General features: G+C 72.3%; 29 protein-coding genes. 11 read left to right on the top strand and 18 right to left on the bottom strand.

Features of this window, described 5'->3' with window-relative positions; all coding sequences use genetic code 11:
- Position 1 precedes the first annotated feature (1 nt).
- The 5 genes from AB0F29_RS11560 to AB0F29_RS11540 form a co-directional block, all read right to left on the bottom strand.
- A complete protein-coding gene (locus AB0F29_RS11560; RefSeq protein ID WP_361870205.1) occupies positions 2-1,354 on the bottom strand; it encodes a sugar ABC transporter substrate-binding protein in 1,353 nt (450 codons plus the stop codon).
- Positions 1,355-2,129: 775 nt separating this feature from the next.
- Positions 2,130-2,291 (bottom strand): hypothetical protein, encoded by a 162-nt coding sequence (locus AB0F29_RS11555; RefSeq protein WP_361870202.1) that lies wholly within the window; start codon positions 2,289-2,291, stop codon positions 2,130-2,132.
- Positions 2,292-2,454: 163 nt separating this feature from the next.
- A complete protein-coding gene (locus tag AB0F29_RS11550) occupies positions 2,455-2,994 on the bottom strand; it encodes a DUF6630 family protein (protein WP_361870200.1) in 540 nt (179 codons plus the stop codon).
- Between the two features lie 111 nt (positions 2,995-3,105).
- A complete protein-coding gene (locus AB0F29_RS11545) occupies positions 3,106-3,321 on the bottom strand; it encodes a hypothetical protein (protein WP_018956405.1) in 216 nt (71 codons plus the stop codon).
- On the bottom strand, positions 3,318-4,028 hold the full coding sequence (locus tag AB0F29_RS11540) for an alpha/beta fold hydrolase (protein WP_361870198.1): 711 nt from the start codon (positions 4,026-4,028) through the stop codon (positions 3,318-3,320). The genes AB0F29_RS11545 and AB0F29_RS11540 overlap by 4 nt, the downstream gene beginning before the upstream one ends.
- A gap of 245 nt (positions 4,029-4,273) precedes the next feature.
- On the opposite strand from AB0F29_RS11540, the gene AB0F29_RS11535 reads away from it, so the two are divergent.
- The 3 genes from AB0F29_RS11535 (at position 4,274) to AB0F29_RS11525 (ending at position 8,313) form a co-directional block, all read left to right on the top strand.
- Entirely contained in the window at positions 4,274-6,307 is a 2,034-nt protein-coding gene (locus AB0F29_RS11535; RefSeq protein ID WP_361870195.1) for a regulator, read from the top strand.
- A gap of 74 nt (positions 6,308-6,381) precedes the next feature.
- Complete coding sequence (locus AB0F29_RS11530; RefSeq protein WP_361870193.1) at positions 6,382-6,885, top strand: GNAT family N-acetyltransferase; 504 nt, start codon at positions 6,382-6,384, stop codon at positions 6,883-6,885.
- Positions 6,886-7,008: 123 nt separating this feature from the next.
- Positions 7,009-8,313: a serine hydrolase domain-containing protein gene (locus AB0F29_RS11525; RefSeq protein ID WP_361870190.1), complete on the top strand. Its 1,305-nt coding sequence runs from the start codon at positions 7,009-7,011 to the stop codon at positions 8,311-8,313.
- A 79-nt stretch (positions 8,314-8,392) separates the two neighbouring features.
- Here the strand turns inward: AB0F29_RS11525 and AB0F29_RS11520 are convergent, their stop codons facing one another.
- The gene (locus tag AB0F29_RS11520) at positions 8,393-9,208 is read right to left on the bottom strand and encodes a PepSY domain-containing protein (protein WP_361870189.1); all 816 of its coding nucleotides are present in this window, start codon (positions 9,206-9,208) and stop codon (positions 8,393-8,395) included.
- Between the two features lie 197 nt (positions 9,209-9,405).
- Here AB0F29_RS11520 and AB0F29_RS11515 point away from each other — a divergent pair, with 197 nt between their 5' ends.
- The 6 genes from AB0F29_RS11515 (at position 9,406) to AB0F29_RS11490 (ending at position 14,510) form a co-directional block, all read left to right on the top strand.
- Positions 9,406-9,654 (top strand): DUF6296 family protein, encoded by a 249-nt coding sequence (locus AB0F29_RS11515; protein ID WP_361870408.1) that lies wholly within the window; start codon positions 9,406-9,408, stop codon positions 9,652-9,654.
- A 185-nt stretch (positions 9,655-9,839) separates the two neighbouring features.
- The gene (locus AB0F29_RS11510; RefSeq protein WP_361870405.1) at positions 9,840-10,601 is read left to right on the top strand and encodes a DeoR/GlpR family DNA-binding transcription regulator; all 762 of its coding nucleotides are present in this window, start codon (positions 9,840-9,842) and stop codon (positions 10,599-10,601) included.
- A complete protein-coding gene (gene pfkB / locus AB0F29_RS11505) occupies positions 10,598-11,545 on the top strand; it encodes a 1-phosphofructokinase (protein ID WP_361870187.1) in 948 nt (315 codons plus the stop codon). The genes AB0F29_RS11510 and pfkB overlap by 4 nt, the downstream gene beginning before the upstream one ends.
- A 139-nt stretch (positions 11,546-11,684) precedes the next feature.
- Entirely contained in the window at positions 11,685-13,697 is a 2,013-nt protein-coding gene (locus AB0F29_RS11500) for a fructose-specific PTS transporter subunit EIIC (protein ID WP_361870185.1), read from the top strand.
- 47 nt (positions 13,698-13,744) lie between these two features.
- The gene (locus AB0F29_RS11495; protein ID WP_361870182.1) at positions 13,745-14,014 is read left to right on the top strand and encodes an HPr family phosphocarrier protein; all 270 of its coding nucleotides are present in this window, start codon (positions 13,745-13,747) and stop codon (positions 14,012-14,014) included.
- A 61-nt stretch (positions 14,015-14,075) separates the two neighbouring features.
- Positions 14,076-14,510 carry a protein-tyrosine phosphatase family protein gene (locus tag AB0F29_RS11490; protein ID WP_361870180.1) on the top strand — a complete coding sequence of 145 codons (435 nt, stop codon included), beginning with the start codon at positions 14,076-14,078 and terminating at the stop codon, positions 14,508-14,510.
- Here AB0F29_RS11490 and lepB read toward each other — a convergent pair.
- The 3 genes from lepB to AB0F29_RS11475 form a co-directional block, all read right to left on the bottom strand.
- Entirely contained in the window at positions 14,507-15,211 is a 705-nt protein-coding gene (lepB, locus tag AB0F29_RS11485; protein WP_361870178.1) for a signal peptidase I, read from the bottom strand. The genes AB0F29_RS11490 and lepB overlap by 4 nt on opposite strands.
- 93 nt (positions 15,212-15,304) lie before the next feature.
- A complete protein-coding gene (locus AB0F29_RS11480) occupies positions 15,305-15,595 on the bottom strand; it encodes a hypothetical protein (RefSeq protein ID WP_361870175.1) in 291 nt (96 codons plus the stop codon).
- Positions 15,596-15,718: 123 nt separating this feature from the next.
- Positions 15,719-16,228 carry a DUF664 domain-containing protein gene (locus AB0F29_RS11475; RefSeq protein WP_361870173.1) on the bottom strand — a complete coding sequence of 170 codons (510 nt, stop codon included), beginning with the start codon at positions 16,226-16,228 and terminating at the stop codon, positions 15,719-15,721.
- An 83-nt stretch (positions 16,229-16,311) separates the two neighbouring features.
- Here AB0F29_RS11475 and AB0F29_RS11470 point away from each other — a divergent pair, with 83 nt between their 5' ends.
- Positions 16,312-16,677 (top strand): DUF1801 domain-containing protein, encoded by a 366-nt coding sequence (locus AB0F29_RS11470; protein WP_361870170.1) that lies wholly within the window; start codon positions 16,312-16,314, stop codon positions 16,675-16,677.
- Positions 16,678-16,705: 28 nt separating this feature from the next.
- Here the strand turns inward: AB0F29_RS11470 and AB0F29_RS11465 are convergent, their stop codons facing one another.
- From AB0F29_RS11465 to AB0F29_RS11435, 7 genes are all read right to left on the bottom strand, one after another.
- Entirely contained in the window at positions 16,706-17,743 is a 1,038-nt protein-coding gene (locus AB0F29_RS11465) for an alpha/beta hydrolase (protein ID WP_361870168.1), read from the bottom strand.
- Between the two features lie 160 nt (positions 17,744-17,903).
- Positions 17,904-18,137, bottom strand: a complete 234-nt coding sequence (locus AB0F29_RS11460; RefSeq protein ID WP_361870165.1) for a hypothetical protein — start codon at positions 18,135-18,137, stop codon at positions 17,904-17,906.
- Positions 18,138-18,143: 6 nt separating this feature from the next.
- Positions 18,144-18,818, bottom strand: coding sequence for a TNT domain-containing protein (locus tag AB0F29_RS11455; protein WP_361870162.1), 675 nt, complete (start codon positions 18,816-18,818; stop codon positions 18,144-18,146).
- A 187-nt stretch (positions 18,819-19,005) separates the two neighbouring features.
- The gene (locus AB0F29_RS11450) at positions 19,006-19,521 is read right to left on the bottom strand and encodes a lytic polysaccharide monooxygenase auxiliary activity family 9 protein (RefSeq protein WP_361870160.1); all 516 of its coding nucleotides are present in this window, start codon (positions 19,519-19,521) and stop codon (positions 19,006-19,008) included.
- A gap of 270 nt (positions 19,522-19,791) precedes the next feature.
- Complete coding sequence (locus tag AB0F29_RS11445; protein WP_361870157.1) at positions 19,792-20,496, bottom strand: DUF4230 domain-containing protein; 705 nt, start codon at positions 20,494-20,496, stop codon at positions 19,792-19,794.
- Between the two features lie 133 nt (positions 20,497-20,629).
- Complete coding sequence (locus AB0F29_RS11440; RefSeq protein ID WP_361870154.1) at positions 20,630-21,730, bottom strand: winged helix DNA-binding domain-containing protein; 1,101 nt, start codon at positions 21,728-21,730, stop codon at positions 20,630-20,632.
- Between the two features lie 69 nt (positions 21,731-21,799).
- Positions 21,800-22,369: a DinB family protein gene (locus AB0F29_RS11435; RefSeq protein WP_361870153.1), complete on the bottom strand. Its 570-nt coding sequence runs from the start codon at positions 22,367-22,369 to the stop codon at positions 21,800-21,802.
- 100 nt (positions 22,370-22,469) lie between these two features.
- On the opposite strand from AB0F29_RS11435, the gene AB0F29_RS11430 reads away from it, so the two are divergent.
- Complete coding sequence (locus tag AB0F29_RS11430) at positions 22,470-23,498, top strand: YafY family protein (protein WP_361870150.1); 1,029 nt, start codon at positions 22,470-22,472, stop codon at positions 23,496-23,498.
- Here the strand turns inward: AB0F29_RS11430 and AB0F29_RS11425 are convergent.
- Both AB0F29_RS11425 and AB0F29_RS11420 read right to left on the bottom strand, forming a co-directional pair.
- Positions 23,429-24,259 carry a DUF4389 domain-containing protein gene (locus tag AB0F29_RS11425; protein WP_361870148.1) on the bottom strand — a complete coding sequence of 277 codons (831 nt, stop codon included), beginning with the start codon at positions 24,257-24,259 and terminating at the stop codon, positions 23,429-23,431. The genes AB0F29_RS11430 and AB0F29_RS11425 overlap by 70 nt on opposite strands.
- Positions 24,260-24,371: 112 nt before the next feature.
- Positions 24,372-25,094 carry a VanZ family protein gene (locus AB0F29_RS11420; protein ID WP_361870402.1) on the bottom strand — a complete coding sequence of 241 codons (723 nt, stop codon included), beginning with the start codon at positions 25,092-25,094 and terminating at the stop codon, positions 24,372-24,374.
- Positions 25,095-25,111 lie beyond the last annotated feature (17 nt).

The raw sequence follows: 25,111 nt of genomic DNA, 5'->3' as shown, positions 1-25,111 counted from the left end.
CTCAGCCCCGGGCCAGGATTCCGTCGATCTTGGACTGGGCGTCCTTCAGCAGGGCGTCGATGTTCGCGTCCTTCTTCGTCAGGACCGCCGAGACGGCGCCGTCGAGGACCGCGTAGATCTGCTGGCCGTTCTTGGGCTCCAGCTTCATGTCGAGCTGCTGGCCGCCGTCGATGAAGGCCCGGTAGTTCTCGACCGGGACGTTGGCGGACGCCTTCTTCAGCTCCTGGTCCTTGGCGTCGGTCGCGCCGGTGAACAGGCGCGGCTCGGGCAGGCCGACCGGGGACTTGTCCTCGGCGGCGCGGGCGTAGTTGTTCATGAAGCCCTGGCCCGGGGTGAGGAAGGTCCACTCCAGCCACTTGAGGCCGGCCTCGATCTGCTCCGGGGTCGCCTTCTTGTTGAACATGTAGCCGTCGCCGCCCATGAGGGTGCCCTTGCCGCCGGGCATCGGGGCGAAGGCGAGGTCTTCGTACGCGCCGCCGGCCTCCTTGACGATGCGCGGGACGTTGTCGGGGGCGGCCAGGTACATGCCGAGCTTGCCGGAGCCCATCATCTGGAGGGTGTCGTTGATGATGAGCAGCTGCTTGGCGCCCATGGAGTTGTCACGCCAGCGCATGTCCTTGAGGTTCTGCAGGACGGCCTTGCCCTCGGGGGTGTCGACCGTGGCCTTCTTGCCGTCCTCGCTGACGACCGTGCCGCCCTGGGAGTAGATCGAGGCGGTGAAGTGCCAGCCGCCCTGGTTCTGGGCGCTGTACTCGGCGAAGCCGACGGTGCCGTCGCCGAGGGCGGCGATCTTCTTGGCCGCCGCCTGGACCTCTTCCCAGGTGGCCGGGGGCTTGTCCGGGTCGAGACCGGCCTTGACGAAGAGCGGCTTGCTGTAGAGCAGGCCCATGGAGTAGTTGGTGCGCGGTATGCCGTAGATCTTGCCGTCGACGGTGTAGGCGTCGCGCAGGGGCTGGGCTATGTCCTTGTACGCCTTGAGGTCCTTGACGTACTCGGTGATGTCCGCGGCCTGGTTGATGGAGACGACGCGCTCGGTGTCGGTGAAGTACGTGTAGAAGACGTCTTCCATCTGGCCGCCGGCCAGCTTCGCGTCGAAGGTCTTGGGGTCCTGGCAGGGGAAGGCGTCGTGCGCGGTGACGTCGATGCCGGGGTTCTGCTTCTCGAACGTCTTGACGTCCTCGTCGAACCGCTTGTGGTCGATCTTCGCACTCGGCTGGGGCCAGCAGTTGACCGTGATGCGCGTCTTGCCGTCCGCGGCACTGTCGCTCTCGGAACTGCAGGCGGCCAGGCCGGTGATGGTCAGCGCGGTGGCGACGGCGGTGACGCAGGTACGACGAAGAACAGAACTTCTCATCGGTGGACCCCTCTAGGGCAGGAGTGCGGGAAGCCCACAGCCCCGAGCTGTGCGGCGAGCCACACTCAACCACCGCCGACGAATGTCCGCAAGATGTCACGTTGATTTCGTAAATCTTTGACAGCCCTTGCCCGCTACGGGCCCACCGACGGAAGAAACCATGGAGAACCATGGAGAACCGTGGAGGCAGAATCCCGTACGAGGGGTCGAGCGTGGACCGCGGGCGCTGCGCGGGACCGAGGCAGGGCGGCCGCCGCCCGCACGGAAGCGGACGGACGGCGGAAGCCCCGGGGCAAGGGCGGTGCGGCAGTCTCCGACGGGTGACGCACCGCGGGGCGCGCGACGCCCGCGAGAGATGCCCACGAGCGCGGGCATCGGCGACAGGGCGTGGGCCACCATGGAAAACGGGCGAGAAACCGCCCGGTGGGCGGAGGACCGGCCGACGACGCGCGCGGGGTCGGCCCTGCTGCCCGTCACCCCTCGGCGGCCGGCTGGGAGCGCTCTCCACGCGCCTGCGTGGACCGCTCACCGAAGCACGGCCGCCGGGCGGTCGCGACGGGGTGGCCGGGGCCGCGGTGGCCTCGGGCGCGATGTTCGGACACCCGGCCTACCGCAGCCTCACCCGCTTTCACTGACGACGGCTGTTCAGCAAACCATCGCGTCACGAACGCAAGAATATGGCAATAGTTGCAGGACGTTTATCGTCCTGTGATGGACATGGCCGCCGCGAGGCGGCTGCGGCCGGGAGTGCCGGCCCGCGGAACCCGAGCGGCCCTCATCGTGCCGCGGCGGCCGTCCGCGCCGTGCCGAAGTCGATGGCGCGGTCGGCCTCGCGCAGGACCTCCTCGGCCACTCTGCGTACTTCGGCGGGCACATCGCCGTGCTCCTCCACGAGGCCGGCGTAGATCGGTGCTTCGGTGCTGTCTGCGGAATTCATACGATTTTTTTCCCGGCGGTCTGGTGCGAAAAGCCCCTGCCGGTCGGCGGAGGCGGGGGCGAGTGTACGTGGTGGGCGGCGGCGGCCGCGATTCCATTCCGGCGCGCGGACCCTGCCGCACCTGCTGGACCAGCGCCCTGCCCGGGGCGCGGGCGGAGCCCTGTCACCGTCTGCGACGGTCGGCGCCGAGGTGCTGCACGGGAAAGCCCGCGCGGGCGGCGAGCGCGGTCAGCTCGTTGGCACGGGCCGCCCGCAGGCCCACCACCGGATAGCAGTCGGACTCGATGTCGAGGACGGCCAGCGCCGCACCGATCTCCCGGTAACGGCGTCCGCAGGCGTGCAGGAACTCCTCGGTCGGCAGGAGCGCCTCCTCGGCCTCGCAGAGGGCCCACGGGTCCACCGAGGGCCTTGATTCCAGCTTGCGCAGCTGGGCCCGGATCTCCGGCGTGTCCTCCTTCCAGTCGAACTCCGCGAGCAGACCGTGGGCGTCGAGCGCGTCGATGAGCGCGATCCAGGCGAGGTCGTCCACCGGTTCGTCGATGCCCCGCCCGTCCAGGCGGTCCCCGAAGGCGCGCACGTAGTCGTGCGGACTGTCGTGGGCGCGCAGCACCTCCTCGGCCACGGCGGGGCGTGCGGGGGCGAGCAGTGAGGCGATCTCGGCCAGGGCCGTGCGGATCGCGTCGGCGTCGTGCGGGTCGGACATGTCGTGCACTCCTCGAAGTGCGGGTGAGAGCGCCGGAAGGCGCGGGGCGGGGACCGGCAGGCGCGGTGCGGGCCGGGCCGGACGCCGGGGCGCGGGGCCCGGACGTGCTCTCTAGGCCGTCTCCGCCGAGCGCCGCCGCCGGGCCTCGGGCAGGGGCCGGTGGCCCTCGGTCCACTCGTTGACCCAGCCGCAGCCCGAACAGGCGTACCGCCCGTCGAGACCCGCGATCAGGGTGCCGCAACGCGCGCATCCGATGTAGGTGATCTCCGGGTGCTCCGTGGCCGCTTCGTCCGGGGAGCGCCGCTCCGGGCGGGGTGAGGCCGTCATCGTCGGGCGTCCGTTCCCACGGTGTGCAGCAGGACGCGGGCGAGCTCGGCCGGCTGCGAGAACATCGGCCAGTGGCCGGTGTCCATCGTGACCAGCCGCCACCGCGCACCCGCCAGCAGCTCGGTCACCTCGGGGCTCGGCTCCGGCCCGTCGAGCAGGCACTTGACGTACGTCGCGGGCAATGGGCCCAGCGGACGGGCCAGCACGGCGGGTTCGGTGAGCGTGGCGCCGGGGTGGGGGGTCGAGCCGTCGAGGAACCGGGCGAGCTGTTTCTCGGTGAGGCCCTGGTCCGCGCAGTCGGCGGCGGCCGGCGGTGGCCAGAAGCCCCCGTTGGCGGCGATGGCGGCCTCGACGCCGGCCCGGCCCTCCGGCCAGCCGGAGACGAAGGACTCGCCGTCGGCCGGAACGTTGGAGTCGACGAACACGACGCGGGCGAGCCGGTCGCCGATCTGCTCGGCGGCCTGCCCGACCGGAATGCCCGCGTAGCTGTGGCCGACCAGCACCACGTCGCGCAGGTCCAGACGCTCGACCGCGTCGACGATGTCCTGGACGTGGGTCTGCTGACCGGCCGCCGCTTCCTGTTTTTCGGCGAGGCCCGACAGGGTCAGCGGGTGGACCCCGTGCCCGGCCGCGCGCAGGCCGGGCTCCACGTCGCGCCACGCCCACGAGCCGAGCCAGGCCCCTGCCACCAGTACGAATTGCGTCATGCCAGCAACGTAGCGCAGGGGTACGACAGAGCCTCCCGGCCACCGTTCCGTCCGCCGCCGTTCCGTCCGCCGCCGGCGCTCCGCTGTCTTCGCAGCACCGGAACGGGGCGTCGGGGCACCGGCACACCATCCTCTTTTCGATCTAGGCCACTTATCGATCGAACAGGATGCATTGTCGGCCGTTTCTGACTGCTTTTCGCTATGAACGGAGGCGGTGGGCCGCGGCGAGGCAGGATGTCCCCGTGATGGGCAACCTCCCCGTCGTGACGACCAGCTTCGTCGGACGCGACAACGAACTGGTCAGCGTCGAACGGGCACTTCGAGAGCATCGGCTGGTCACACTCACCGGCCCCGGTGGGGTCGGCAAGAGTCGGCTCGCCCTGCGCACCGCCGAGCGAGCCCGGGACCGCTACCCCGACGGCGTCTGGTGGGCCGGCCTCTCCCATCTGCATGACGAGCAACTGCTCGCCACCACGGTCTGCGACGGCGTCGGGCTGCTGGACCACAGCCCCCGCCGGCCCGTGGCCGCACTCGGTGAATGGCTGTCCGGTCGACGGCTGCTCCTCGTTCTCGACTGCTGCGAGCGGATCGTCGGCCCCTGCGCGCGGCTCGTGACCGAACTGCTCGCCTCGGCACCGGGGCTGACGGTCCTGACCACCAGCAGGGAGCCGTTGGGCGCGGCGGACGAGAAGTGCGTCGAGGTGCCCCCGCTCTCCGCGGGCGACGACGGTGACGAGGCCGTCCGGCTCTTCCACGAGCGCGCGGCCGCCGTCGCCCCGGCCCTCTCGCTCGACGACCCCGGGAACGCGGCCGCCGTCGCCGAGATCTGCCGTCGGCTCGACGGCATACCGCTCGCCGTCGAACTCGCCTGCGCCCAGCTCCGCGATAGCAGCGCGCAGGAGATCACCGGACGGCTGGCCTCCCGTATGGACGAGCTCACCGACGACACCGTATGGCCCCGCCGCCACCGGGCCCTGCGCACCACCATCGGCTGGAGCCACGAGCTCTGCGCACCGCTGGAGCGGCTGTTGTGGGCACGGCTCTCCGTCTTCCGCGACGTCATCACCACCCCGGACGCGGAGGCGGTGTGCGCGGGCGGGCCGCTGGAGGCCGGGGCCATCGCCCCGGCCCTGGAACGTCTGGCCGACCAGTCCGTGCTCCGGCGGACCGGGGACGGCTACCGCATGCTGGACACGCTGCGTGAGTACGGGGCGATGTGGCTGGCCGAACTGGCGGAGGACGCGCTCCTCGCGGACCGGCACGCCCGGCACTTCGCCCATGTCGCCGTCCAGGCGTACGCGGGCTGGCTCGGGCCGTCGCAGGTCCTCTGGTACCACCGGATCGCCGCCACCCACGCGGACCTGTGCGCGGCCCTGGACCATCTGCTGGCCGAGGACCCGGAGATGGCGATGGAGATGGCCGGGTGCGCGGGACTCTTCTGGAGCTGCTGCGGCCATCTGCACCAGGCCCGTACGTATCTGGAGCGGGTGCTCGCCCTGCCGCTCTCCGCCGGCCCTCACCGCACCCGGGCGCTGTGGGCCCTGGGCATCACGCTGACCCTGCAGGGCGACCACGAGGCGGCGCGCCGCACCGGCGAGGAGTGCCGGCACGCCGCACACCGCGACGGGGACCCGGAGGCGGTGTTGCTCGCGGCCCACTCCATGAGCTTCACGTACCTGATGATGGGTCAACCGCTCACCGCGTACGCCGTCAGCGACAGCGCGCTGAGCCACCATGACGGCGACCCCGCCGACGCCCCCTCCCAGCTGCGTTGCCGGGTGATACGGCTGTTCGCCCTGTCCGCGCTCGGCCGGCTCGACGAGGCGTACGAGGAGGCCATGCGGCTCCAGCGGATCAGCCTGCGGTTCGGCGAGCACTGGGCACGGGCGTACGCCGATCACCAACTCGCCCTCATCCACCTTCTCCAGGGCCGCCCCCGTCATGCCGAGAGCCACGCGCGCGCGATGCTCGCGAGCAAGCGCGAGCTCCACGACAGCCTCGGCATAGCGCTCGGCCTCGATCTGCTCGCCGGGTCCATCGCCGCGCAGGGGAACGGAGTGGCCGCGGCCCGTGCCTCCGGTACCGGGCACACGTACTGGCGCATGATCGGCCACCCGCACCGGGGCACCCCGGAGCTCGGGGCGATCCGCGAGCAGTGGGAACTCCGGGCCCGGCAGGTCGCGGGCGACTCGGCGTACGAGCGGGCCTACCGGCGCGCCTCGGCCGGCGACGCCGAACGCGGCCTGGCCCGCGCCCTGGAGCGCGGACGTCCCGGATAGCCCGAGCCGCCCGGACACCGGATGCAGGTGCTGGACACCGAACACCCCGACGGGACACCACTTAGCATCCCCGTATGACGTCCATCAACAGGCTGCGTCCCGACCACGCCGAGGCTCTGCTCGCCTTCGAGCGGGAGAACCGGGCCTACTTCGCCGCGTCCATTCCCGACCGGGGTGACGACTACTTCGCCGCGTTCGCCGAACGGCACCGTGAGCTGCTCGCCGAGCAGGACGCGGGGCTGCTCCACTTCCACGTCATCGAGGACGACGACGGCGGCGTCCTGGGCCGGATCAACCTCGTCGAGGTGCGGGAGGGTTCGGCCGAGCTGGGCTATCGCATAGCGGAGAAGGCCGCGGGCCGCGGGCTGGCCACCTGGGCGGTACAGCAGGTCTGCGTGCTGGCGGTCCGGGAGTACGGGCTCACCGCCCTGCGCGCGGAGACGACGCTGGACAACACGGGATCGCGCGCGGTACTGGCGCGCTCAGGGTTCGAGCCGCTGGAGGACGTCATGTTCGGCGACCGTCCCGGGCGGCGGTACGTCCTGGACCTGAGCGGGGGCGCTCCCCCGGCCCACTGAGCGGCACCGCTGGAGGAAGCGGGGGCCGGTAGCGGTCGGGTGACCGGCGCTGCCCGGCGTCGGCGGTGTGGCGGGCATCGGCCGGATGGTCCACCTCGGGGGCAAGCCTCGTCCGGCCGCCCGATGCTGGGGCTCGCGGGTGCGGACGCCACCGCTCCGCCCGACGCCCACCGCTCCCAGGAGGCCCCCGTGTCCGTACCTTCTCGCCCTGACGCCCCGCTCCCCCGCCCCCGTAGTCGGTCCCGGCGGCGAAGAGCCGTCGTCGCGGCCCTGGCGGCCGCATCGCTCGCCGGCCTGATGCCGGGCCCGGCCCACGCGGGCGGGGGCGGCGGCGACGGCCCGCACGGGCCGGTCGACCCCGGGCTGCGGCGGGGGCTCAAGGCTCTCGTGGACACTCCGGGAGGGCCGCCCGGGGCCATCGCCGTCCTCACGGCGGGCGGCCGGAGCGAGGTGTACCGGGCGGGTACGTCGCAGCTCGGCACCGGGCGGCAGCCCCGGACCACCGACCACATGCGGATCGCCAGCACGGCGAAGGCCTTCAGCGGCTCGGTCGCCCTGCAGCTGGCCGAGCGGGGCGCGCTCGGCCTGGACGACACGCTCGGCCGACGGCTGCCCCGGCTCCCCGCCGCCTGGCACCGGGTGACGCTCCGCCAGCTCCTCAACCACACCAGCGGGCTGCCCGACTACACCGAGGCCCCGGCCTTCATCGCCGAGCTGACGGCCGACCCACGCCGACGCTTCGACTCACGCCGCCTGCTGGACTACGTCGCCGGGGACCCGCTGCGGTTCGAGCCGGGCTCGGCGTACCGCTACTCCAACTCCGACAACATCGCCGTGGCGCTGATGGCCGAGGCGGCTACGGGACAGCGGTACGAGAAGCTCCTCGCCGAGCTCGTGTACCGGCCGCTCGCCCTGCGCGACACCAGCCTCCCGCAGGGCTACCGGCTGCCCGAACCCTATCTGCACGGCTATGCGGTGGACCCTCCGGACGCACCCGAGGACGTCAGCACGGTACTCGGCGCGTCGGGCGTGTGGGCGTCGGGCGGCATCGTCTCGACACCCCGGGACCTGGGAGCCTTCATCCGCGGCTACGCCGGGGGGCTGGGCCTCGGCCCCGAGGTCCGCCGGCAGCAGCTGTCCTTCGTGGAAGGCAGCTCCGAACCGGCCGGCCCTGGACGCAACAGGGCCGGTCTCGCGGTGTTCTCGTACACGACGCGCTGCGGCACCGTGTACGGCCATACCGGCAACTTCCCCGGCTACACGCAGTTCGCCGCCGGGACCAAGGACGGCAAGCGGTCGCTGACCGTCTCCCTCGCCTCCCAGGTGAACAGTTCGACGAACCCCCGGCTGCTGGCCGGGCTCCGCGAGCTCCAGGAAGACTTCGTCTGCCGGCTGCTCGACCGGCGGAAGCCGGGAACCGCGCACTGAGGGTTGTCGCGCGGTTGGACGACGGAAGGGGTACGCCGGGCGTCCGGCGTACCCCTTCGCGGGTCAGGCGGGGCGGCGGTCAGTCGTTGTCGGTCTCCTCGCGGACGATGGTGTCGTTCTTGGCGTCCACGTCGAAGGTCGTCTTCTTCCAGTCCGAGCCGACCACGTCGACCTGCCAGACGACGCCCTTGCCGTCGTTGTCGTCGAGGCCGACGGAGGTGACCGTCCCCTTCTTCTTCTCGGTGGCGACCTTGGCGGCCTGCTGCGGGGTCTGGGTGGCCTGGGCGAGCCGGTCGGCCGTCTGCTTCTTGTCGTCCGCGTCCTGATCGGCGTCGACCCGGGCCTCGATGACCTTGCCGTCGACCGCGTTGATCCGGACGGTGTGGACCGTGCCGTCCTTCTCCGCGACCTCCGCGACCCAGACCGGGCCCTCGGAGCCCGGACTCGCGCTCGGGCTGGACGTGCCGGTTCCGCTCGGGCTCGCGGAGCCGGTCGGGCTGGCGGAACCCGTGGGGCTGGCGGAACCCGTCGGGCTGCCGGAACCCGTCGGGCTGGGGCTCTGGTCCTTGTCGTCGTCGTCCACACCCTCCAGGTCCAGATCGACCAGCTTGCCCCCGGCCACCTCTCCGGCAGCGGTGGTGGCGGCGTCGTCGAAGGTGACCTTCGTGGCGTCGAGCACCTTCTTCCGCTCCTGCTGGTCCTCGGTCAGCTGGGCACTGGCCGAGGGCGACGTCGTCTGCTTCTGCGGAACGACCTTCGCGGCTTCGGAGGTGGCCGCGCTCGTCGCGCTGTCCGAGCTCTGACCGCATCCGGTCATCAGAACAGCCGTGGCGGCGGCCATGCCGAGGGCGCCGACCGTCTTGAGGGTGCGGGAACGGGAGGAGGCACTGTTCATTCGTCGAGGCTCAAGTCTCATGCACGCATGCCTAGCCCTTCGGGCCATCGGTCATGTTGTCCTACCGGGGAGTCACCCGATCGACCGGGCGGGTCCGCCCGTTGGCCGTCGCTCCCCGGGCGGTGGACGCCGGGGTGCGAAACAATGGCGGCAGGGCCGTATTCTCCGCGCCCGGCCCGGAGGCCGTCATGGATCACATGGTGCACACCGAGTGTTACGAGCTCATCTTCCAGCTGTCCGGAGCCGCGGACGACGTGGTCCGCGTGCGGCTCACCGACCGGCTGGGGGCCGGCGGATTCCCGGTGTACGAGGACGAGACGGGGATCGTGCGCGCCGAGATCAGCGACCGGGGCGAAGTCCGCATGCTCGCCAGCGGCGGCCACCAGGTCCCCGGCACTCCCCTGCTGGCCCGCCCTCTGAGCGAGGACGCACCCCGCACGCCGTGACCGAACCCGCAGGGCGGGGCGCACCCCGCACGGTGCGCCCCGCCCTGCGGTGCGCACACGTCCGCGCGTGAGCTCGCCCTTCCGTTCATGCCCGCACATCGCCCGATTGTGTTTACATTCCCGCAGCTCGGACGTAACCTGAGCGCGAAACCACAGACTCGGGCATGAAACGGAAACGAAACCACATGTACGCACCGGAGCGTCAGCAGGAGATCCTCCGCCTCGCCCAGGAGAGCGGACGGGTCGACGTGCTGTCCCTGGCCGAGGAGTTCCAGGTGACGGCCGAGACCGTCCGGCGCGACCTCAAGACCCTGGACCGGGCGGGGCTGCTGCGCCGGGTGCACGGTGGGGCGATCCCCGTCGGGCGGCTCGGCTTCGAGCCCGGTCTCGCCGAACGCGACGTCGTCGCCGCCGACGAGAAGGACCGCATCGCCCAGGCCGCCCTCGCCGAACTGCCGCCCGATGGCAATGTGATCGTGGACGCCGGGACGACGACCGCACGGCTCGCCGCCGCCGTACCGGTCGACGCGACGCTGACCGTGGTGACGCACGCCCTGCCGGTGGCCGCCCGTCTCGCCGACCACCCGGGCATCGCGCTGCATCTGGTGGGCGGCAGGGTCCGGCACCGCACCCGCGCGGCGGTCGACGCGTGGGCGCTGGGTTCGTACGCCGAGATCAACGCCGACGTGGTCTTCCTCGCCACCAACGGCTTCTCCCCCAACAGCGGCCTGACGACGCCCGACCTCGCCGAGGCCGCGGTGAAGCGGGCCGTGATCAAGGCGGCCCGCCGGGTCGTCCTGCTCGCCGACTCCGGCAAGTTCGGGCAGGAGCACTTCGCCCGCTTCGGCGATCTCACCGACGTGGACCTGCTCATCACCGACACGGGTCTCAGCCCCGACGACGCCCGCTCCATCGAGAGCCGGGGCACGGAAGTAGTACGCGCGTGATCCTCACCGTCACCCCCAACCCCAGCCTGGACCGCACCTACGAGCTGCCCGTGCTGACCCGCGGCAGCGTGCTGCGTGCCACGGCGGACCGCGTCGATCCGGGCGGCAAGGGTGTCAACGTCTCCCGCGCGGTCGCCGCGGCCGGACACCGTACCCTCGCCGTGGCCCCGATGGGCGGCCCGGAGGGCGCCCTGCTCACCCGGCTGCTCGGCGACCTGGGCATCGAGGCGGTCGGCGTGCCGATCGCCGGGAACACCCGGATCAACGTCACGCTCGTCGAACCCGACGGCACCCTCACCAAGGTCAACGCGGCGGGCCCCGAGCTGAGTCCGGCCGAGGCGGAGGACGTCCTGGAAGCGGTACGGGCCCACTCGGCCGCCGCCGACTGGGTCGCCTGTTGCGGAAGCCTGCCGCGCGGACTGCCGCCGCAGTGGTACGCGGAGCTGGTCGAGCGGAGCCACCGGGCCGGCGCGCGCATCGCGCTGGACGCCTCCGGAGCGGCGCTGACCGCGGCCCTGGACCGGGGGCCGGACGTGATCAAGCCCAATGCCCAGGAGCTCGCCGAGGCCGTCGGTCGGCCGCTCGCCACGGTGGGCGACGCGCTGAAGGCCGCCGAGGAGCTGCGGGAGCGCGGGGCCAGGTCGGTGCTGGCGAGTCTGGGCGCCGACGGGCAGTTGCTGGTCGAGGCGTCGGGCGCGTACTTCGCCACCGCGCCGGTCGCCACTGTGCGCAGCAATGTCGGTGCCGGGGACGCCTCGCTGGCCGGCTTCCTGGCAGCGGGCGGGCAGGGCCCGGAAGCTCTCGCCTCGGCCGTCGCCCACGGTGCCGCGGCCGTGCAGCTGGCCGGAAGCCTCATGCCCACCCCGGCCGACCTCGATCTGCCGTCGGTCGTGACGACCTCCGACGTGCCGCTGGACCGCGCGCTGACGGAGCCCGCCCCATGACCCGTACCGCCGTCACCGCCCCCCGTACCGCCATCGCCGCCGCAATTCCCGCAACGCCCGTACGGACCCCGCCCGTACGAGCCCGCCGCCCCGTCCCCCCGAGCCGCCGCACGGCGGTTCCCGAGCAAGGAGCACCGCGATGAGTGAGCTGATCACCGCGGAACTGGTCGACCTCGATCTGTCCGCCACGACGAAGGACGCCGCCGCGAGGTCGCTCGCCGAGCGGATGGTGGCCGCGCACCGCGTCACCGATCTCGAAGGCTTCCTGGCCGACGTCGCCGCCCGCGAGGCGCAGATGCCGACCGGCCTCGACGGCGGCATCGGCATCCCGCACTGCCGCAGCGAACATGTGATCGCCCCGACGCTGGCCTTCGGGCGCAGCGGGGCGGGCATCGACTTCGGGGCGGCCGACGGTCCGGCCGACCTGGTCTTCCTCATCGCGGCCCCGTCGGGGGCCGACGACGAGCACCTCACCATCCTGTCGGGCCTGGCACGCAGGCTGATGGACGCGGAGTTCACCGCCGCCCTGCGCGCCGGAACGGATCCGCGGACGGTAGCCGCGCTGATCCGGGGCGAGGAGCCGCCGGAGGAGAACCAGGAGCAGGAACGGGAGCAGGCGAAGACAGAGACGGAGACGGGAGCCGCAGTAGCCGCCGCGAGCGCCCCCTTCCGGATCGTCGCCGTCACCTCCTGCCCCACCGGCATCGCCCACACCTACATGGCGGCCGAGTCCCTGGCCGCGGCGGGCCGCGCCGAGGGGGTCGAGGTGACCGTGGAGACCCAGGGTTCGGCCGGCTTCGAGAAGCTGGACCCCGCCGTCGTCGCGGCGGCGGACGCCGTGATCTGGGCGCACGACGTGGAGGTCCGGGAGAAGTCCCGCTTCCGCGGCAAGCCGCTGGTCGACGTCGGGGTCAAGGCGGGCATCAACCGGCCCGCCGAACTGATCGCCGAGGCCCGCCGCAAGGCGGAACTCGGGGAGATCGCCGCCGTGTCCGAGAGCGGCGGAGACATGGAGACCGGGGACGGGAACGAATCCTCCGCGGATCACGCGCGCTTCGGCGTCCGGCTCCGTACGTATCTGATGTCCGGCGTGAGCTACATGGTGCCGTTCGTCGCGGCGGGCGGTCTGTTGATCGCCCTGTCGTTCGCCATCGGCGGCTACGAGATAGCGAGCGTCAAGTCGGTAGCCGACCACTTCGTCTGGGACGAGGCGGACAGCTGGGCCGCGCTGCTCAACCAGATCGGCTCGGCGGCCTTCGGGTTCCTGGTCCCGGTGCTGGCCGGGTACATCGCGTACGGGATGGCGGACCGGCCGGCGCTGGTGCCCGGGTTCGTCGGCGGGGCCATCGCTCTCACGGTGAACGCCGGATTCCTCGGAGGTCTCGTCGCCGGTCTGCTGGCCGGTGCGGTGGTGATGGCCATTCAGCGGGTCCCGGTCCACGCGACCCTGCGCGGCATCATGCCGGTCCTGGTGATCCCTCTGATCGCGTCGGCGACCGTCGGGTTCCTGATGTTCATCGTGGTCGGCAAGCCCATCGCCTCACTGCAGAACGCGCTCACGGACTGGCTGAACGGACTGTCGGGCTCCAACGCGGTGATCCTCGGCGTCGTCCTCGGGCTGATGATGTGCTTCGACATGGGCGGTCCGCTGAACAAGGTGGCGTACGCCTTCGCGGTCGGCGGTCTCGCCGACCCGACGCCGGGCAGCCTCAAGGTGATGGCCGCGGTCATGGCGGCCGGAATGGTGCCGCCGCTGGCGATGGCGCTGGCCACCACCGTACGCAAGCGGCTGTTCACGAAGACCGAGCGGGAGAACGGCCGGGCGGCCTGGGTGCTGGGCGCCTCGTTCATCACCGAGGGCGCGATCCCGTTCGCCGCCGCCGACCCGCTGCGGGTCATCCCGTCGGTGATGGCGGGCGGGGCGGTCACCGGCGCCCTGTCGATGGCCTTCGGCGCGACCCTGCGCGCTCCGCACGGCGGCGTCTTCGTCGTCCCGCTGATCGGCGAGCCGTTCCTCTACCTGCTCGCCATCGCCGCCGGGACGCTGGTGGCGACCGCGCTCGTCGTCCTCCTCAAGGGCACGCGCAGGGCGGCGGCGGAGGCTGCCGGGGACGCGGGCCCCGACGGCTCCCGAGTCACCGTCGCCGCCTGAACTCCGCGCACACCCCTCCCGAACGTCCCTTCCCCCAGGAGTGATCCATGCACCAGCAGACCGTCGCCATAGCCTCCCGCAGCGGGCTCCACGCCCGTCCGGCGTCGCTGTTCGTCAAGGCCGCCGCCCGTCAGCCGGTCAAGGTGACCATCGCCCGTGAGGGCCGCGACCCGGTCGATGCCCGCAGCATGCTGGCGGTGCTGGCCCTGGCCGCCCCGCACGGGGAGACCGTGGTGCTCAGCGCCGAGGGCGACGGGGCGCGGGCGGCGGTCGAGGAACTGGCCGAGCTGCTCGCACGGGATCTCGACGCCATCTGATCCTGGGCCGCCCCCTGCGGTACGTCCTGCCGGCGACGGCCGCGTCGTTAGATTGGGACACATGATCGAGACGTGGAACGCCGCCGACCCGGCCGTCCTGGCCCTCCCCTCCGGACGGCTCGTACGCGGCCGGGGTCTGCGCAAGCCCTTGCCGGCAGGCCCCGAACCGGACTTCGCCGTATATCTCCTCGGGCGTACCCCGCCTCCGGTCGCCTGGGAGTCCCGGTGGCTGCGGTGGCCGGACTTCCGGCTCCCGGCGGACCGGGTGGCGGCCCGGGAACTCCTCCACGAGGTGTGGGACCGGTCCGCCGGGGCGCGGGTCGAGGTGGCGTGCGGCGGCGGAATGGGCCGCACCGGGACGGCGCTGGCCTGCCTCGCCGTCCTGGACGGGATCCCCGCGGACGAGGCGGTGGCGTTCGTCCGGGCCGGCTATCACCCGCGGGCGGTGGAGACGCCCTGGCAGCGCCGCTACGTACGGAACTTCGCGCAGCGCTAAACGCTGTCGGGCACGTTGTCGAAGGTCCCCGGCACCGGCAGGGTGCTCCAGCGGCCGACCGGCCAGGCGACGACTACGGCCCTGCCGACGACCTCGTCGACCGGGACCATCCCCTGGTTCGGGTCGTCTTGGTGGTAGCGGGAGTCCGCGGAGGCCTGGCGGTGGTCCCCCATCACCCAGACCTTGCCTTCGGGCACGGTGACCTTGAACCGGCCGCCGTCCTCGTCGTCGCTGCAAGGGGTGTTGCCCGGGAAGACGTACGGCTCGTCCAGGGCGGCGCCGTTGACCTTCACCGGCCCGTCGCCCTCGCACTCCACGGTGTCGCCTCCGACGCCGATGACCCGCTTGATGAGGTCCTTCTCCTCGGCGGAGGGCATCACGCCGACGAAGCTCAGTACCTTCTGCACGGTGTTGGGCGGGTCCACGGGCACGCCCGCGAGCCAGTTGGACGGGTCGTGAAAGACGATCACCTCACCGCGCTCCGGCTCCGATCCGAACCAGGGCGTCAGCTTGTCCACGAGGACCCGGTCGCCCCGCTGGAGGGTGTTCTGCATGGAGTCCGAGGGAATGGAGAAGGCCTGCACCAGAAACGTCTTGATGAGCAGTGCCAGCACCAGGGCGACACCGACGAGGAGCGGCAGCTCCACCCAGAACGGCCGGTTCTTCCGTGTCCTCGACCGCCGCGTGCCCGCCCGCCCCATGTGCACCGCTCCTCGCCCGTGTACCGCGCGCCCGTCCCTGGGGGAACGGATCCGGTGATCCACTCTATGGGGCGCGGTGAGCGGTGAGCGACGTCAGACGGGTCCCGCGCCGACCGGAGGGACCGTCGCGCCCTCGCCGGCGCGGACGGCTTCGACCACGCTCTGGTGGAAGGTGCGGCTCTCCTCCTCGGAGGGGCACGGCACGGGGCTGCCGGTGAGGGTGAACCAGTCCGAGGACCCGCTGTACTGCACGGCCACCGACGCCTGCCCGTCGGACCAGGTCGTATGCACCGTGAGGTCGCCGCTCAGGATGCCCGCTTCCTCGGTCCGCACCCCGCCCGCTCCCGCGAAGACACCACTGGTCGTCCAAGATGCCCAGCTCATGACGGTCACCTTTCGGACGATGGCAAGCCTGTCCAGCCGACTTCTTCCGAGTATGGCACCGCCGGTGGGACCACGCACAGGTGTGCGTGGTCCCCGTCCCGCCGCTGCTCCGGTCACCGGTCCTCAGGCGCGTTCCAGCATCCCTCGGACGAAGGCGGCCTGGCCCGCGTGCTGGAGATCCTCGGCGATGACGCTGATCAGCCGGACACCGAGCGTCACCGGGGGCGACCAGCCCTCGTCGACGATCCGGTCGAGGGCGTGGCCCTCCAGCCCCGTGACGAAGTCCAGTGTCCGCTCGTGCACGGCGTCGAAGTAGCCGAGCAGGGGGTCGGCGGAGTCCACGCGGACGGCGGCGACCTCGTCGGTACTGTGCCCGTAGCCGGTAGCCGCCTCGTCGAAGGGCAGTCCGAAGGTGTCCGCCCAGCCTTCGGTGAGCCAGATCTGTCCGGTTCCGGCGGCGTCGGCGATGTGGTCGTCCTGGACGCGGGTGAGATGCCAGACCAGCCAGGAGATGGAGTTCGCCCCCGCGTCGACGCGGGCGTTGAGGTCGTCGGGCGTGAGTCCTTCGACCGCCGCGTGGACCGCTTCCCCGATCCGGTCGAACGCTTCGGCCAGCATGCCTGCGGTGTTCATGCGTCCACCTTCGCCGGAGGAGCCCGTTGCTCCCGGGTGCGACACACCGGCGGGTCGGCGGTGTGTCGTCGTACGATCTGCTCATGGTCCGAAGCACGGCGCAGAACGTCGATCAGTACCTCGCCGAAGCTCCGGAGGCCCGCCGGGCGGCGCTCACGGCGCTGCGCGCGCTGTGCAGGGAGGAGCTGACGGGATTCCGCGAGGTGATGGCGTACGGAATGCCCGCCTACGAGCGGGACGGGACGGGCGAGATCGCCTTCGCCGACCAGAAGCAGTACATCTCGTTCTACCTGATGCGCACGGACGTCCGCGACGCGTTCACGGACCGGCTGGCCTCCCACGACATGGGCAGGGGCTGCCTGCGCCTCCGCGATCCCCGCAAGATCGACTTCACGCTCGTCCGCGACCTGCTCCGGGCGACGGCGGCGACCCGCGGCACGGCCTGCTGACCCGGGGGCGCCGCGGGCCGGGCGCCGCTCAGCGCAGGCCGTGCAGCCAGTCGGTCAGCAGGCGGTTGACCTCGTCGGGGCGTTCCTGCTGGATCCAGTGGCCGCAGCCTTCGAGGATGTGGGCGGCGGACAGGCCGGGGAGGGTGCGCGGGTAGGCGTCGATGGCGTCGGACATCCAGGTGGTGGAGGCGTCGAGGGCGCCGCCGATGAAGATCGACGGCTGGGCGACGGGTGTGCCGTCCCAGGCGGCGAGGTCCTCCCAGTCCCGGTCGACGTTGCGGTAGCGGTTGAGGGCGCCGGTCAGACCGGTGCGTTCGAACTCCTCGGCGTAGACGTCGAGGTCCCGTTCGTCGAGCCAGCCGGGGAGCGGACCGGCGGGGAAGCGGTCGGCCATACGCGCGCCCTTGGGTACGAAGAAGGGGCCGGGGTGGTCCGCGGGGGCGGGGGTGTCTCCGGAGAGACCCGCGTAGAAGCCGGCGAGCCAGCCGCGTACGTCCGGTTCGATCTCCGCCTCGGCGCGGCCGGGGGTCTGGAAGTAGCTGACGTAGAACTCCTCCTCGCCTCCGATGCCCGCGAAGCCGTCGGTGGGGCGGGGGCCTCCCCGGGGCGTGTACGGGACGCTCAGCAGTGCGACCGCCGTGAAGACGTCCGGCCGGAGCAGGGCGCTGTTCGCGGCGATGGGCGAGCCCCAGTCGTGTCCGACGACCGTGGCGGTCTCCTCGCCGAGGGCGTGGACGACTGCGGTGTTGTCGGCGACATGGGCGAGCATGCGGTAGGCGTCGGTGGCGGCGGGTGCGGAGGAACGCCCGTAGCCGCGTACGTCGATGGCGACGGCCCGGTGCCCCGCCGCGGCCAGGGCGGGGAGCTGGTGACGCCAGGAGTACCAGGACTCGGGGAAGCCGTGGACGAGGAGCACGAGGGGGCCCGTGCCCTGTTCGACGCAGTGGATCCGGCCGCCGGGGACGGCGACCGTCCGGTGCGTCGCGCCGGGCAGGAGGGCGGAGGGTCGGGCGGCACGGTCTGCGGAACGCGCGGACGGCGTGGGTACGGGGGTGGGCTCCGGCATGGCTCCTCCTCGGGCGCCCCGTGCGGGCGGGGCGGTCGTGTCGCTTCGGCGGGCGGCCGGGCCGGGGGCCCGGCCGCCTGGTCACGATCATTCGGCCGGTGCGACCGCCCGGACAAGGTTGTTTGCCGTTCCGGCAAAACCACGGCTGCGGGGGCCGGCTTCAGACGAGCAGGCTCAGCAGGTGCGAGCAGGCGGTGGCCTCGTCCGGGTGGCGGGCGACGACCTCGTATGTTCCACGCTCGAAGGCCCCTGTCTCCCAGACTCCGTTCCCACCCCGCCGGACGAAGAGGAAGTCCGGCGGGGTGGGAACGGGCTCGTGGACGCCCTCGATCCGGTAGTAGCCGCCGGGGATCCGTGCCTCGGCGAGTGCGGCCTGCAAGGCCCGGCGGTCCATGGCGGGTTACGCGCCCGCGGGCGTCAGGTAGGCGTTGTCCAGCAGCCACTTCACATTGAGCCGCTGCCCCGCGCCCGGGTCGAGGAACACGGCGTCGAGCTTGATCTGCTGGCCGCCGCCGGGCTGCTCGAACCACGGGGCGATGCCGCCCTGCCAGACCCAGAAGGGCTTGGCGACCTTGTAGACCCGGTAGTCGCAAGGGGTGGCCGCGTCACGGGTGTTCAGGTTCTGCGGGGGCAGGGCACGCTCGGCGTAGGCGTCACCCGCCGGGGCGAGGTAGCCGCCGTACTCCGAGCCGAAGCGGTCCAGGCGCTGGCCGGTGCGGAGCTTCACGGGCTCCTTGTCGATCTCGCCGTTCACCTCGGCGAAGCCGTCGTTGGGCGGGTACTTCCAGCTGCCGGTGTCCGCGGGCCCTTCCCAGTACTTCTTGAGGAAGTCCTTCGGCGTGAGGTCGCCGGTGCGCTGCCAGCCCTTCAGGAGCGGGCCGACCGGGGCGAGCCGCTTCTTCGGCAGCCACTTGGGTCCGAGGCGGGCGTCGCCGCGGAACTCTCCGGTGCAGGATTCGTGACGCTCGGCGGCGGGCGCGGGTCGGGCGGGCCCCGGTGCGGCGCTCGCCGCCGGGGCGGAGATCAGTCCGGCGGTGATGCCGAGCGCGGCGAGTACGGTGCGGATGCGGTTCATTCAGGAGTCCCCTCGAGCACTGATGATCAATCAGAACAGCTGACGTAGGGTAACCGCTCAACTACCCGAGATTTCCGCGCCATGCCGTTTTCCGGCCACCGCGAACAGCGCCGCGCCCCGGCCGCGACGATGCGCGACCGGGGCGTGGGTGGACGGAGGGGCCTGGAGCCCGACCGGTACGGCGTGCCTAGCCGACCTTGACGTCGATGCAGGCGTAGAAGGCGTTCGGGGTGTCCGCGATGTTCCAGACGGCGAGCACCTTCTGCTGGCCGGTCTTGTTGCCGAAGTCGACCTGGTGGCTCACGGTCGCGCCGGGCTGCGCGCCGCCGTCGTCGAATTCGGCGATCTTCTCGCCGCCCACGAAGTACTGCCAGGTACTGGTCGAGTGGCGCGCGGTGAGCTTCCACTGGAACTGCTGGGAGCGGTTCACCGGGGTGACCGACCAGCCCTTGGAGTTATCGTCCAGCTCGGCGAAGCCGCTGTTTCCGCCGCTGCAGCTGGTGAGCCCCTTGGGGCCCTCGACGCTCTGCGGCTCGTACTTGATCGCACCGCAGCTGACCGTGCCGGCGGCACACTGCGCCTGCCTGCTCGGCGGGTTGGAGATGTATCCGTGGGCACTGGCGGAGCTCGCCGGAAGGCTCAGGGCGAGGACCGGGGCGAGCATGGCGCCGACGGCGAGTGCGGTCTTCCTTTTCGCGTGCATGTTTCTCCTTCACAGGAGACCGCACCGCGCGGTGGCGGGCCGTGGGGGGCCCGGCTTCGGCGGCGAGGCCTCGCGAGTGTGGGGCCAAGAGGCGAAGGGCTCAAGTCCCTTGCCGGACAAGCCTGATGAAGGTGTCCGGAAAGGCCTTGCGCTTGGACTAGACCATACCCATCGACGCGTTCACGTCAAGGGTGGAGCGCGGTGGGCGGCCTGTCCCTCCGAGCCGCGCGGGTGGCCGCGCTCATCCGCGCGGCCACCCGTGTGACGCGATCACTCCTGGTCGTCGCCGTACCGGACCGTGACGCGCTCGAAGCCGAGGGAGCCGAGCAGCCCCTTCAGCATGTCGGCGGTATTTTTCTCCGCACGGGCGGTCAGTCCGCTCTCCTTCGCCGCTTCCGAGATGTGGTGGACGGCGAGCTTGTTGACCGCCTGCTCACTGCCGGGATTGTCGGAGAAGAGGTCGCCCAGCCGGTCGAGGAGACCACGCTGTTTGGACACCGCGTAGGAACGGTCGGGATCCAGGGCCGGCCTGCCCAGCACCGCGTGCGGCAGCCGGAGTTCGGCCGTGGTGCGGTCCTCGTTCACCACGACGCCGCTCCCGGTGAGCTTGCCCAGGTCGACGGAGGCGCCGACCATGCCCGCACCGACGAACAGGGTGCGGGTGCCGCGCAGGGCGTCGGGGACGAACTTCGCGTCCTTCTCCAGGTCGACGACGACCTGGAAGTTTCCCGAGGCGGCCTCGTACGCGCTCATGTCCTGGATCGACTTGAGCACGGCGGGGCCCGACCGGTCGTGCGTCTCCTCGCCGAAGAGGTCGTCGAGACCCGGCAGCAGGCTGAGCCGGCTGCCCGCGAACAGCAGGACCAGCACGGCCGCGGCGGCGCCGAGGACCATCGGCCACCTACGGGAGCGGCGGGTGTCGCGCTTTCTGTCGCCGTGCGGCGAGGGCTCTGTGGTTACGTCGCTGGACGTCATGTTCACCGTGTGACCCACGGCCGGTGCTTTCAGTCCGGCTGCTCCCGAAACCCGAGAGAACTACCGTACAAAATAGGCCTGTTCCGGTACGGCCGGGCAGACACGAGGGCACCTGCCCGGCGGCCGGGCACGCTCAGCCCGGCGCGGGGGCCACCCGTACGCGATCGCTCCTGCCGTCGGTCAGGAACGACGCCAGCTCCCTCCCCTGGTCGGCCACGGCATCGCGGTCGGCCCGGGAGAAGACCCGCAGGGGTTCCACCGCGACCACCCCGTCGGTGACACGCCAGGTGGCCGCCACGCGGCCGTCGACCAGCACGACACGCTCGCCGGCGACCGAGAGGCCGCGGTGGGCGTCGTCGATGATCCGGCCGCGGTCCTGATAGCCGAGGATCGCGTTGTCGAAGGCCGGCAGGAACCGCACCGGAGCGGGAGTGTCCGGGTCCGGTCGCGGCGCGTCGGGCAGGTCGAGCAGCTCCCGTCCCCGCTCGTCGCGGAAGCGGACCAGCTCGTCGCGTACGGCGGCCACCGCGCCGGGCAGTCCGGCCAGGCCCGACCAGGCGCGCAGGTCGGCCGTCGCGGCGGGTCCGTGGGCGGCCAGATAGCGCCGGACCAGTACCTGGCCGACCGGGTCGGCGCCGTCGGGGGCGGGCGGGTCGACCGGGCGGCCCAGCCAGGAGGAGAGGGCGACGTTGCGCACCCCGCCCTTCGCCCGCCACAGCCCCCGGGGCGGTGCCTGCGCCATCGGGACGAGAGCGGCGACCACCATCTCGCCGAGGGGGCGGGGCCCCGGACCGGGCCAGCGCCCGGCGAGCGCCCGCACGATCTCCGCCGCGGTACGGGGTTCGCCGTCGGCCATCAACTCCCGGGCATCCGCGGCGAGAGAGTCGAGGTCGACCTCCTTCAGCTCGTCGCGGTAGACCCCGAGCACGCGTTGGCGCAGCATCGCGTCGTGGCGGGCCCGCCAGGCGAGGACGTCGTCGGCGGCGACGAGGTGGACCGTGCGTCGCATCAGATGAGTACGCACCACGCTGCGCCGGGTCAGCAGGTCCGAGAGAACCGCCGGATCGAAGGCGGTCAGCCGGGACCAGAGGCCGACGAAGGGCTCCTGCGGTTCCTGCGCCTGGAGGCCGCAGAGGTGGGCCACGGCGTCCACGACCGGCAGATCGGCCCGGTCGAGCAGCAACTGGCGGGCCAGCATGGCGCGGTTGAGCGCCCGGTTGTCGAGGACGGTCACCGTGTGGTCTCTCCTTCTCGGTCGCCCGACGTCGGTCTCCGCGCGCCCCCGCGCGCGGTGCGCCGGTGGTCAGGTCGCCTGCCGCCCGTCGAGCGTCTCGCGCAGGATATCCGCGTGCCCGGCGTGCTGGGCGGTCTCGGTGAGGACGTGGGCCAGCACGCGCCGTACGCTCCACTCGCCGCCGGGTTCGTTCCAGGGCGCCTCGGGGAGCGGGTGCGTCGCCGAGAGGTCGGGGACCGCGAGGATGATCTTCTCGCTGCGGGCGGCGACCTGCTCGTAGGCGCCGAGGACCCCGGCCGTCGTCTCGCCGGGCAGCATCCGGAACTCCTTCTCCCGCTCGATCGCCCACTTCGGGTACTCAGCGGCGGTGCCGGCCGCCAGGTCGTCCCAGGTGACGCCTTCGGGCAGGGCGAAGGACATCGCCGACGGGCCCTCGGTCACGAAGTTCAGCCAGCTCTCCTCCATGGCCGTGACGTGCTTGACAAGGCCGCCCAGGCACAGCGCGCTGACGGCCGGGCGCTCACCGGCCTGCTCGTCGCCGAGGCCCTCGACCGTGCGGATCAGGGCGGCCCGCGCGGTGGCGAGGGCGGCGAGCAGGTCGGTGCGCTCGGGGTCGGGAGAGGTGGTGGCCGTGGTCATGGTGATCGGGTTCCTTCCGGTGTTCCTGTCGTGCGGTACGGGTCAACCCTCGCAAGGGAAGAGGCCAGGGTGTGGCCTCTTCCCGGGCCATACTGGCGTCATGCCGAAGACTTCAGCGCGACTGCTGGCGCTGCTCTCCCTGCTCCAGGCGCGCCGGGACTGGCCGGGCCCGTTGCTGGCCGAGCGGCTGGAGGTCAGCCCCCGCACGGTGCGGCGTGACGTCGACCGGCTGCGGGAGCTGGGCTATCCCATCGCGGCGTTCAAGGGCCCCGACGGCGGATACCGGCTGGACGCGGGCGCGCGGTTGCCGCCGTTGCTGTTCGACGACGACCAGGCCGTCGCGCTCGCCGTCGCGCTGCGGACGGCCGCCGCGACCGGCGCCGGGATCGGGGAGGCCGCGGCCCGCGCGCTCACCACCGTCCGGCAGGTCATGCCCGACCGGCTGCGCCACCGCGTCGACGCCCTGCGGGTCACCGCCGTCGAACGCACGGGAGGCCCGCCGCGACCGCAGGCCGATCCGCGGGTCCTCGTGGCGTTGAGCACCGCCGTGCACGCCCGCGAGGTGCTGCGCTTCGACCACTCCCCCGCGTACGCGCCGGCCGCCGCCGATGCCCCGCCCGCGGTGCGGCGGGTGGAGCCGCACCGGCTGGTCACCTGGGGCGGGCGCTGGTATCTCGTCGCCTGGGACCTGGATCGCGAGGACTGGCGGACCTTCCGCGCGGACCGGATCACCCCGCGCACTCCCACGGGTCCCCGGTTCACGCCGCGCGAGGTGCCCGGAGGCGATGTGGCGGCCTTCGTCGCCGCCCGGTTCCAGCGCGGCGACGCACCCGGCGCGTGGCCCTGCCGCGGCGAGGTGATCCTCGACGCGCCGGCCTCCGCGGTGGCCGGCCACGTCCGCGACGGGATCGTCGAGGAGCACGGCCCGGACCGCTGTCGTGTGGTCGTGGGCGCCTGGTCGTGGGCGGGCCTCGCCGCCGAACTCGGCCGGTTCGACGTGGACATCGAGGTCGTCGGGCCCGACGCGCTCAGGGACGCCTTCGCTCGATTGGCCCGACGCTATGCCGAGGCGGCGTGGGCCGGGGCAGGGCCCGCCGGCCCACAGGAACCGACGAGACGCGTGTCGTAGGTGTCGTCGGTCGTCGAGGCGGTCACGGACGAGGCGATGTGACCCGCCAGGCCCAGCACCAGGAACAGCACCACGAGCCATTTCGCGGCGCTGCTCAGGACCAGCGGGCGGGTGGCGGAGCGCGACCGCTCCGGGGCCACCGCGAGGTCGTCGTCGCCGAACAGCCCCTTCGGGTAGGCGGGGGTAAGCATCATGACGTACGCGGAGAACCGCATCCGGTAGCGCAGGGTGGCCGCCGTCGCCTGGAACAGCGGCCGGGGCATCCGGCCGAGACACAGCGTGATCAGCCACCAGACGAAGGCCAGCGCCCACCACCCGTAGACGGCGAGGCTCTGCACGATCGCCGCCGGGATCATCAGGAAGACGCGGAAAAGCACCGCGAGGCGGTTGAGCGAGGTGGGCCGCACCTCGATCCGCACCGGATAGTCGGCCGGCGGGGTCAGGGCGAAGGGCGGGTAGCGGTCGATGAGCAGCATGTCGCTGGCCGAGACGCGCATGTCGTAGCCGAGGACGCCGGTCAGGAAGCGGAAAACGGGGTCGGGCAGCCGTCCCAGCGCCAGTGCCGCGAACCAGCCCACGATGACGGTGAAGAACGCCGCGATGTGCAGGACGAACAGCACGATGAAGTGCGGGACGAGCAGCAGCAGTCGCAGGAGGACGGTCAGCCGCCGCTGGCGGGCCGGTTCGACGATGTCCAGGACGGGCCGGAACTCGTCCGCATCCACTTCCTTGCGGCCCGGGCTCCACTGGCCTTCGGCCATGTCGCTCCTCCTCGGCAGGGAATCCGTACGGCATCCGCGCGCAGGACGTGCCCCCACCGTGCGTCCGCCCCGGGCCGCCCGCAAACGGCCCGGCCCGAACGGGTGCCCGTGCTCAGCGGCCGCGGAGGCGGTCGAGCAGGGAGCGGACGGAGCGGGACCCGGTGGCGCTGCGGCCGGCGCCCGCCGGGCCGTCGGTCCTGCCGGCGCGGGAGCCGCGCTTCTTCGCCGGGGTCGCGGCCGCCGGCTTCGGCCGGGCCCCTTGTCCGGTCTTGGTGCCCGCGGTCTTCGTGCCCGCGGTCCTCGTCCGACCCTCCCTGGTGCGCGCGGCGGGGCTCGGCGCGCGCACCGGCTCGGCCTCGGGCTTCTCCGCCGACGGGCCGCCGGGGGAGCCCGGGTCGTCGGTGTAGGTGTAGTAGCGGTGGCTGATCCGGCGGCCCAGCACGAAGTAGCCCAGCAGCGCGCCCGCCGTGTTGAGGATGACGTCGTCGATGTCGAAGGCGCGCCCCTCGACCAGGGCCCCCTGGATCAGTTCGACGAGGGCCATGGCGACGGCGGTCAGCAGCGTAGTCCGGATCATGCGCAGGCGGCGTGGCACGAAGAACGGCAGCAGGAGCCCGAACGGCACGCCGAGCAGCAGGTTTCCGCCCGCCTGTTTGACCGCGGCGAGGAAGGTGTAGTCCTCGGCGTACTGGCGCAGGGAGCGCCCGGGGCGGAGATTCGAGGTGACGAGGTCCGCGGAGGCCGGTGAGGGCGTGAGCGTCACCTTGGCCAGGAGGACGGAGAACGCCACCAGTCCCAGCAGCACCACCGTCAGGACCGCCCCGCGCACCAGCACACGTACCCATGTCCCCT

It is taken from the genome of Streptomyces sp. NPDC026589, assembly GCF_040638385.1.
Classification (GTDB): Bacteria; Actinomycetota; Actinomycetes; order Streptomycetales; family Streptomycetaceae; genus Streptomyces.
The sequence above is the reverse complement of the archived record's forward strand: the minus strand, read 5'-3'. Positions and strand labels throughout refer to the sequence as shown.

Bases quoted from the DNA above. Each gene is read 5' to 3' on its own strand.
- AB0F29_RS11460 (WP_361870165.1), bottom strand. From the start codon at position 18,137: ATGGACCGCCGGGCCTTGCAGGCCGCACTCGCCGAGGCACGGATCCCC.
- AB0F29_RS11540 (WP_361870198.1), bottom strand. From the start codon at position 4,028: ATGACGCAATTCGTACTGGTGGCAGGGGCCTGGCTCGGCTCGTGGGCG.
- AB0F29_RS11430 (WP_361870150.1), top strand. From the start codon at position 22,470: ATGCCGAAGACTTCAGCGCGACTGCTGGCGCTGCTCTCCCTGCTCCAG.
- AB0F29_RS11510 (WP_361870405.1), top strand. From the start codon at position 9,840: ATGTACGCACCGGAGCGTCAGCAGGAGATCCTCCGCCTCGCCCAGGAG.
- AB0F29_RS11450 (WP_361870160.1), bottom strand. From the start codon at position 19,521: ATGCACGCGAAAAGGAAGACCGCACTCGCCGTCGGCGCCATGCTCGCC.
- AB0F29_RS11455 (WP_361870162.1), bottom strand. From the start codon at position 18,818: ATGAACCGCATCCGCACCGTACTCGCCGCGCTCGGCATCACCGCCGGA.
- AB0F29_RS11495 (WP_361870182.1), top strand. From the start codon at position 13,745: ATGCACCAGCAGACCGTCGCCATAGCCTCCCGCAGCGGGCTCCACGCC.
- AB0F29_RS11560 (WP_361870205.1), bottom strand. From the start codon at position 1,354: ATGAGAAGTTCTGTTCTTCGTCGTACCTGCGTCACCGCCGTCGCCACC.
- AB0F29_RS11545 (WP_018956405.1), bottom strand. From the start codon at position 3,321: ATGACGGCCTCACCCCGCCCGGAGCGGCGCTCCCCGGACGAAGCGGCC.
- AB0F29_RS11475 (WP_361870173.1), bottom strand. From the start codon at position 16,228: ATGAACACCGCAGGCATGCTGGCCGAAGCGTTCGACCGGATCGGGGAA.
- AB0F29_RS11530 (WP_361870193.1), top strand. From the start codon at position 6,382: ATGACGTCCATCAACAGGCTGCGTCCCGACCACGCCGAGGCTCTGCTC.
- AB0F29_RS11465 (WP_361870168.1), bottom strand. From the start codon at position 17,743: ATGCCGGAGCCCACCCCCGTACCCACGCCGTCCGCGCGTTCCGCAGAC.
- AB0F29_RS11555 (WP_361870202.1), bottom strand. From the start codon at position 2,291: ATGAATTCCGCAGACAGCACCGAAGCACCGATCTACGCCGGCCTCGTG.
- AB0F29_RS11490 (WP_361870180.1), top strand. From the start codon at position 14,076: ATGATCGAGACGTGGAACGCCGCCGACCCGGCCGTCCTGGCCCTCCCC.
- lepB (WP_361870178.1), bottom strand. From the start codon at position 15,211: ATGGGGCGGGCGGGCACGCGGCGGTCGAGGACACGGAAGAACCGGCCG.
- AB0F29_RS11535 (WP_361870195.1), top strand. From the start codon at position 4,274: ATGGGCAACCTCCCCGTCGTGACGACCAGCTTCGTCGGACGCGACAAC.
- AB0F29_RS11525 (WP_361870190.1), top strand. From the start codon at position 7,009: ATGCTGGGGCTCGCGGGTGCGGACGCCACCGCTCCGCCCGACGCCCAC.
- AB0F29_RS11520 (WP_361870189.1), bottom strand. From the start codon at position 9,208: ATGAACAGTGCCTCCTCCCGTTCCCGCACCCTCAAGACGGTCGGCGCC.
- AB0F29_RS11480 (WP_361870175.1), bottom strand. From the start codon at position 15,595: ATGAGCTGGGCATCTTGGACGACCAGTGGTGTCTTCGCGGGAGCGGGC.
- AB0F29_RS11500 (WP_361870185.1), top strand. From the start codon at position 11,685: ATGAGTGAGCTGATCACCGCGGAACTGGTCGACCTCGATCTGTCCGCC.
- AB0F29_RS11445 (WP_361870157.1), bottom strand. From the start codon at position 20,496: ATGACGTCCAGCGACGTAACCACAGAGCCCTCGCCGCACGGCGACAGA.
- AB0F29_RS11435 (WP_361870153.1), bottom strand. From the start codon at position 22,369: ATGACCACGGCCACCACCTCTCCCGACCCCGAGCGCACCGACCTGCTC.
- AB0F29_RS11550 (WP_361870200.1), bottom strand. From the start codon at position 2,994: ATGTCCGACCCGCACGACGCCGACGCGATCCGCACGGCCCTGGCCGAG.
- AB0F29_RS11425 (WP_361870148.1), bottom strand. From the start codon at position 24,259: ATGGCCGAAGGCCAGTGGAGCCCGGGCCGCAAGGAAGTGGATGCGGAC.
- AB0F29_RS11515 (WP_361870408.1), top strand. From the start codon at position 9,406: ATGGTGCACACCGAGTGTTACGAGCTCATCTTCCAGCTGTCCGGAGCC.
- AB0F29_RS11470 (WP_361870170.1), top strand. From the start codon at position 16,312: ATGGTCCGAAGCACGGCGCAGAACGTCGATCAGTACCTCGCCGAAGCT.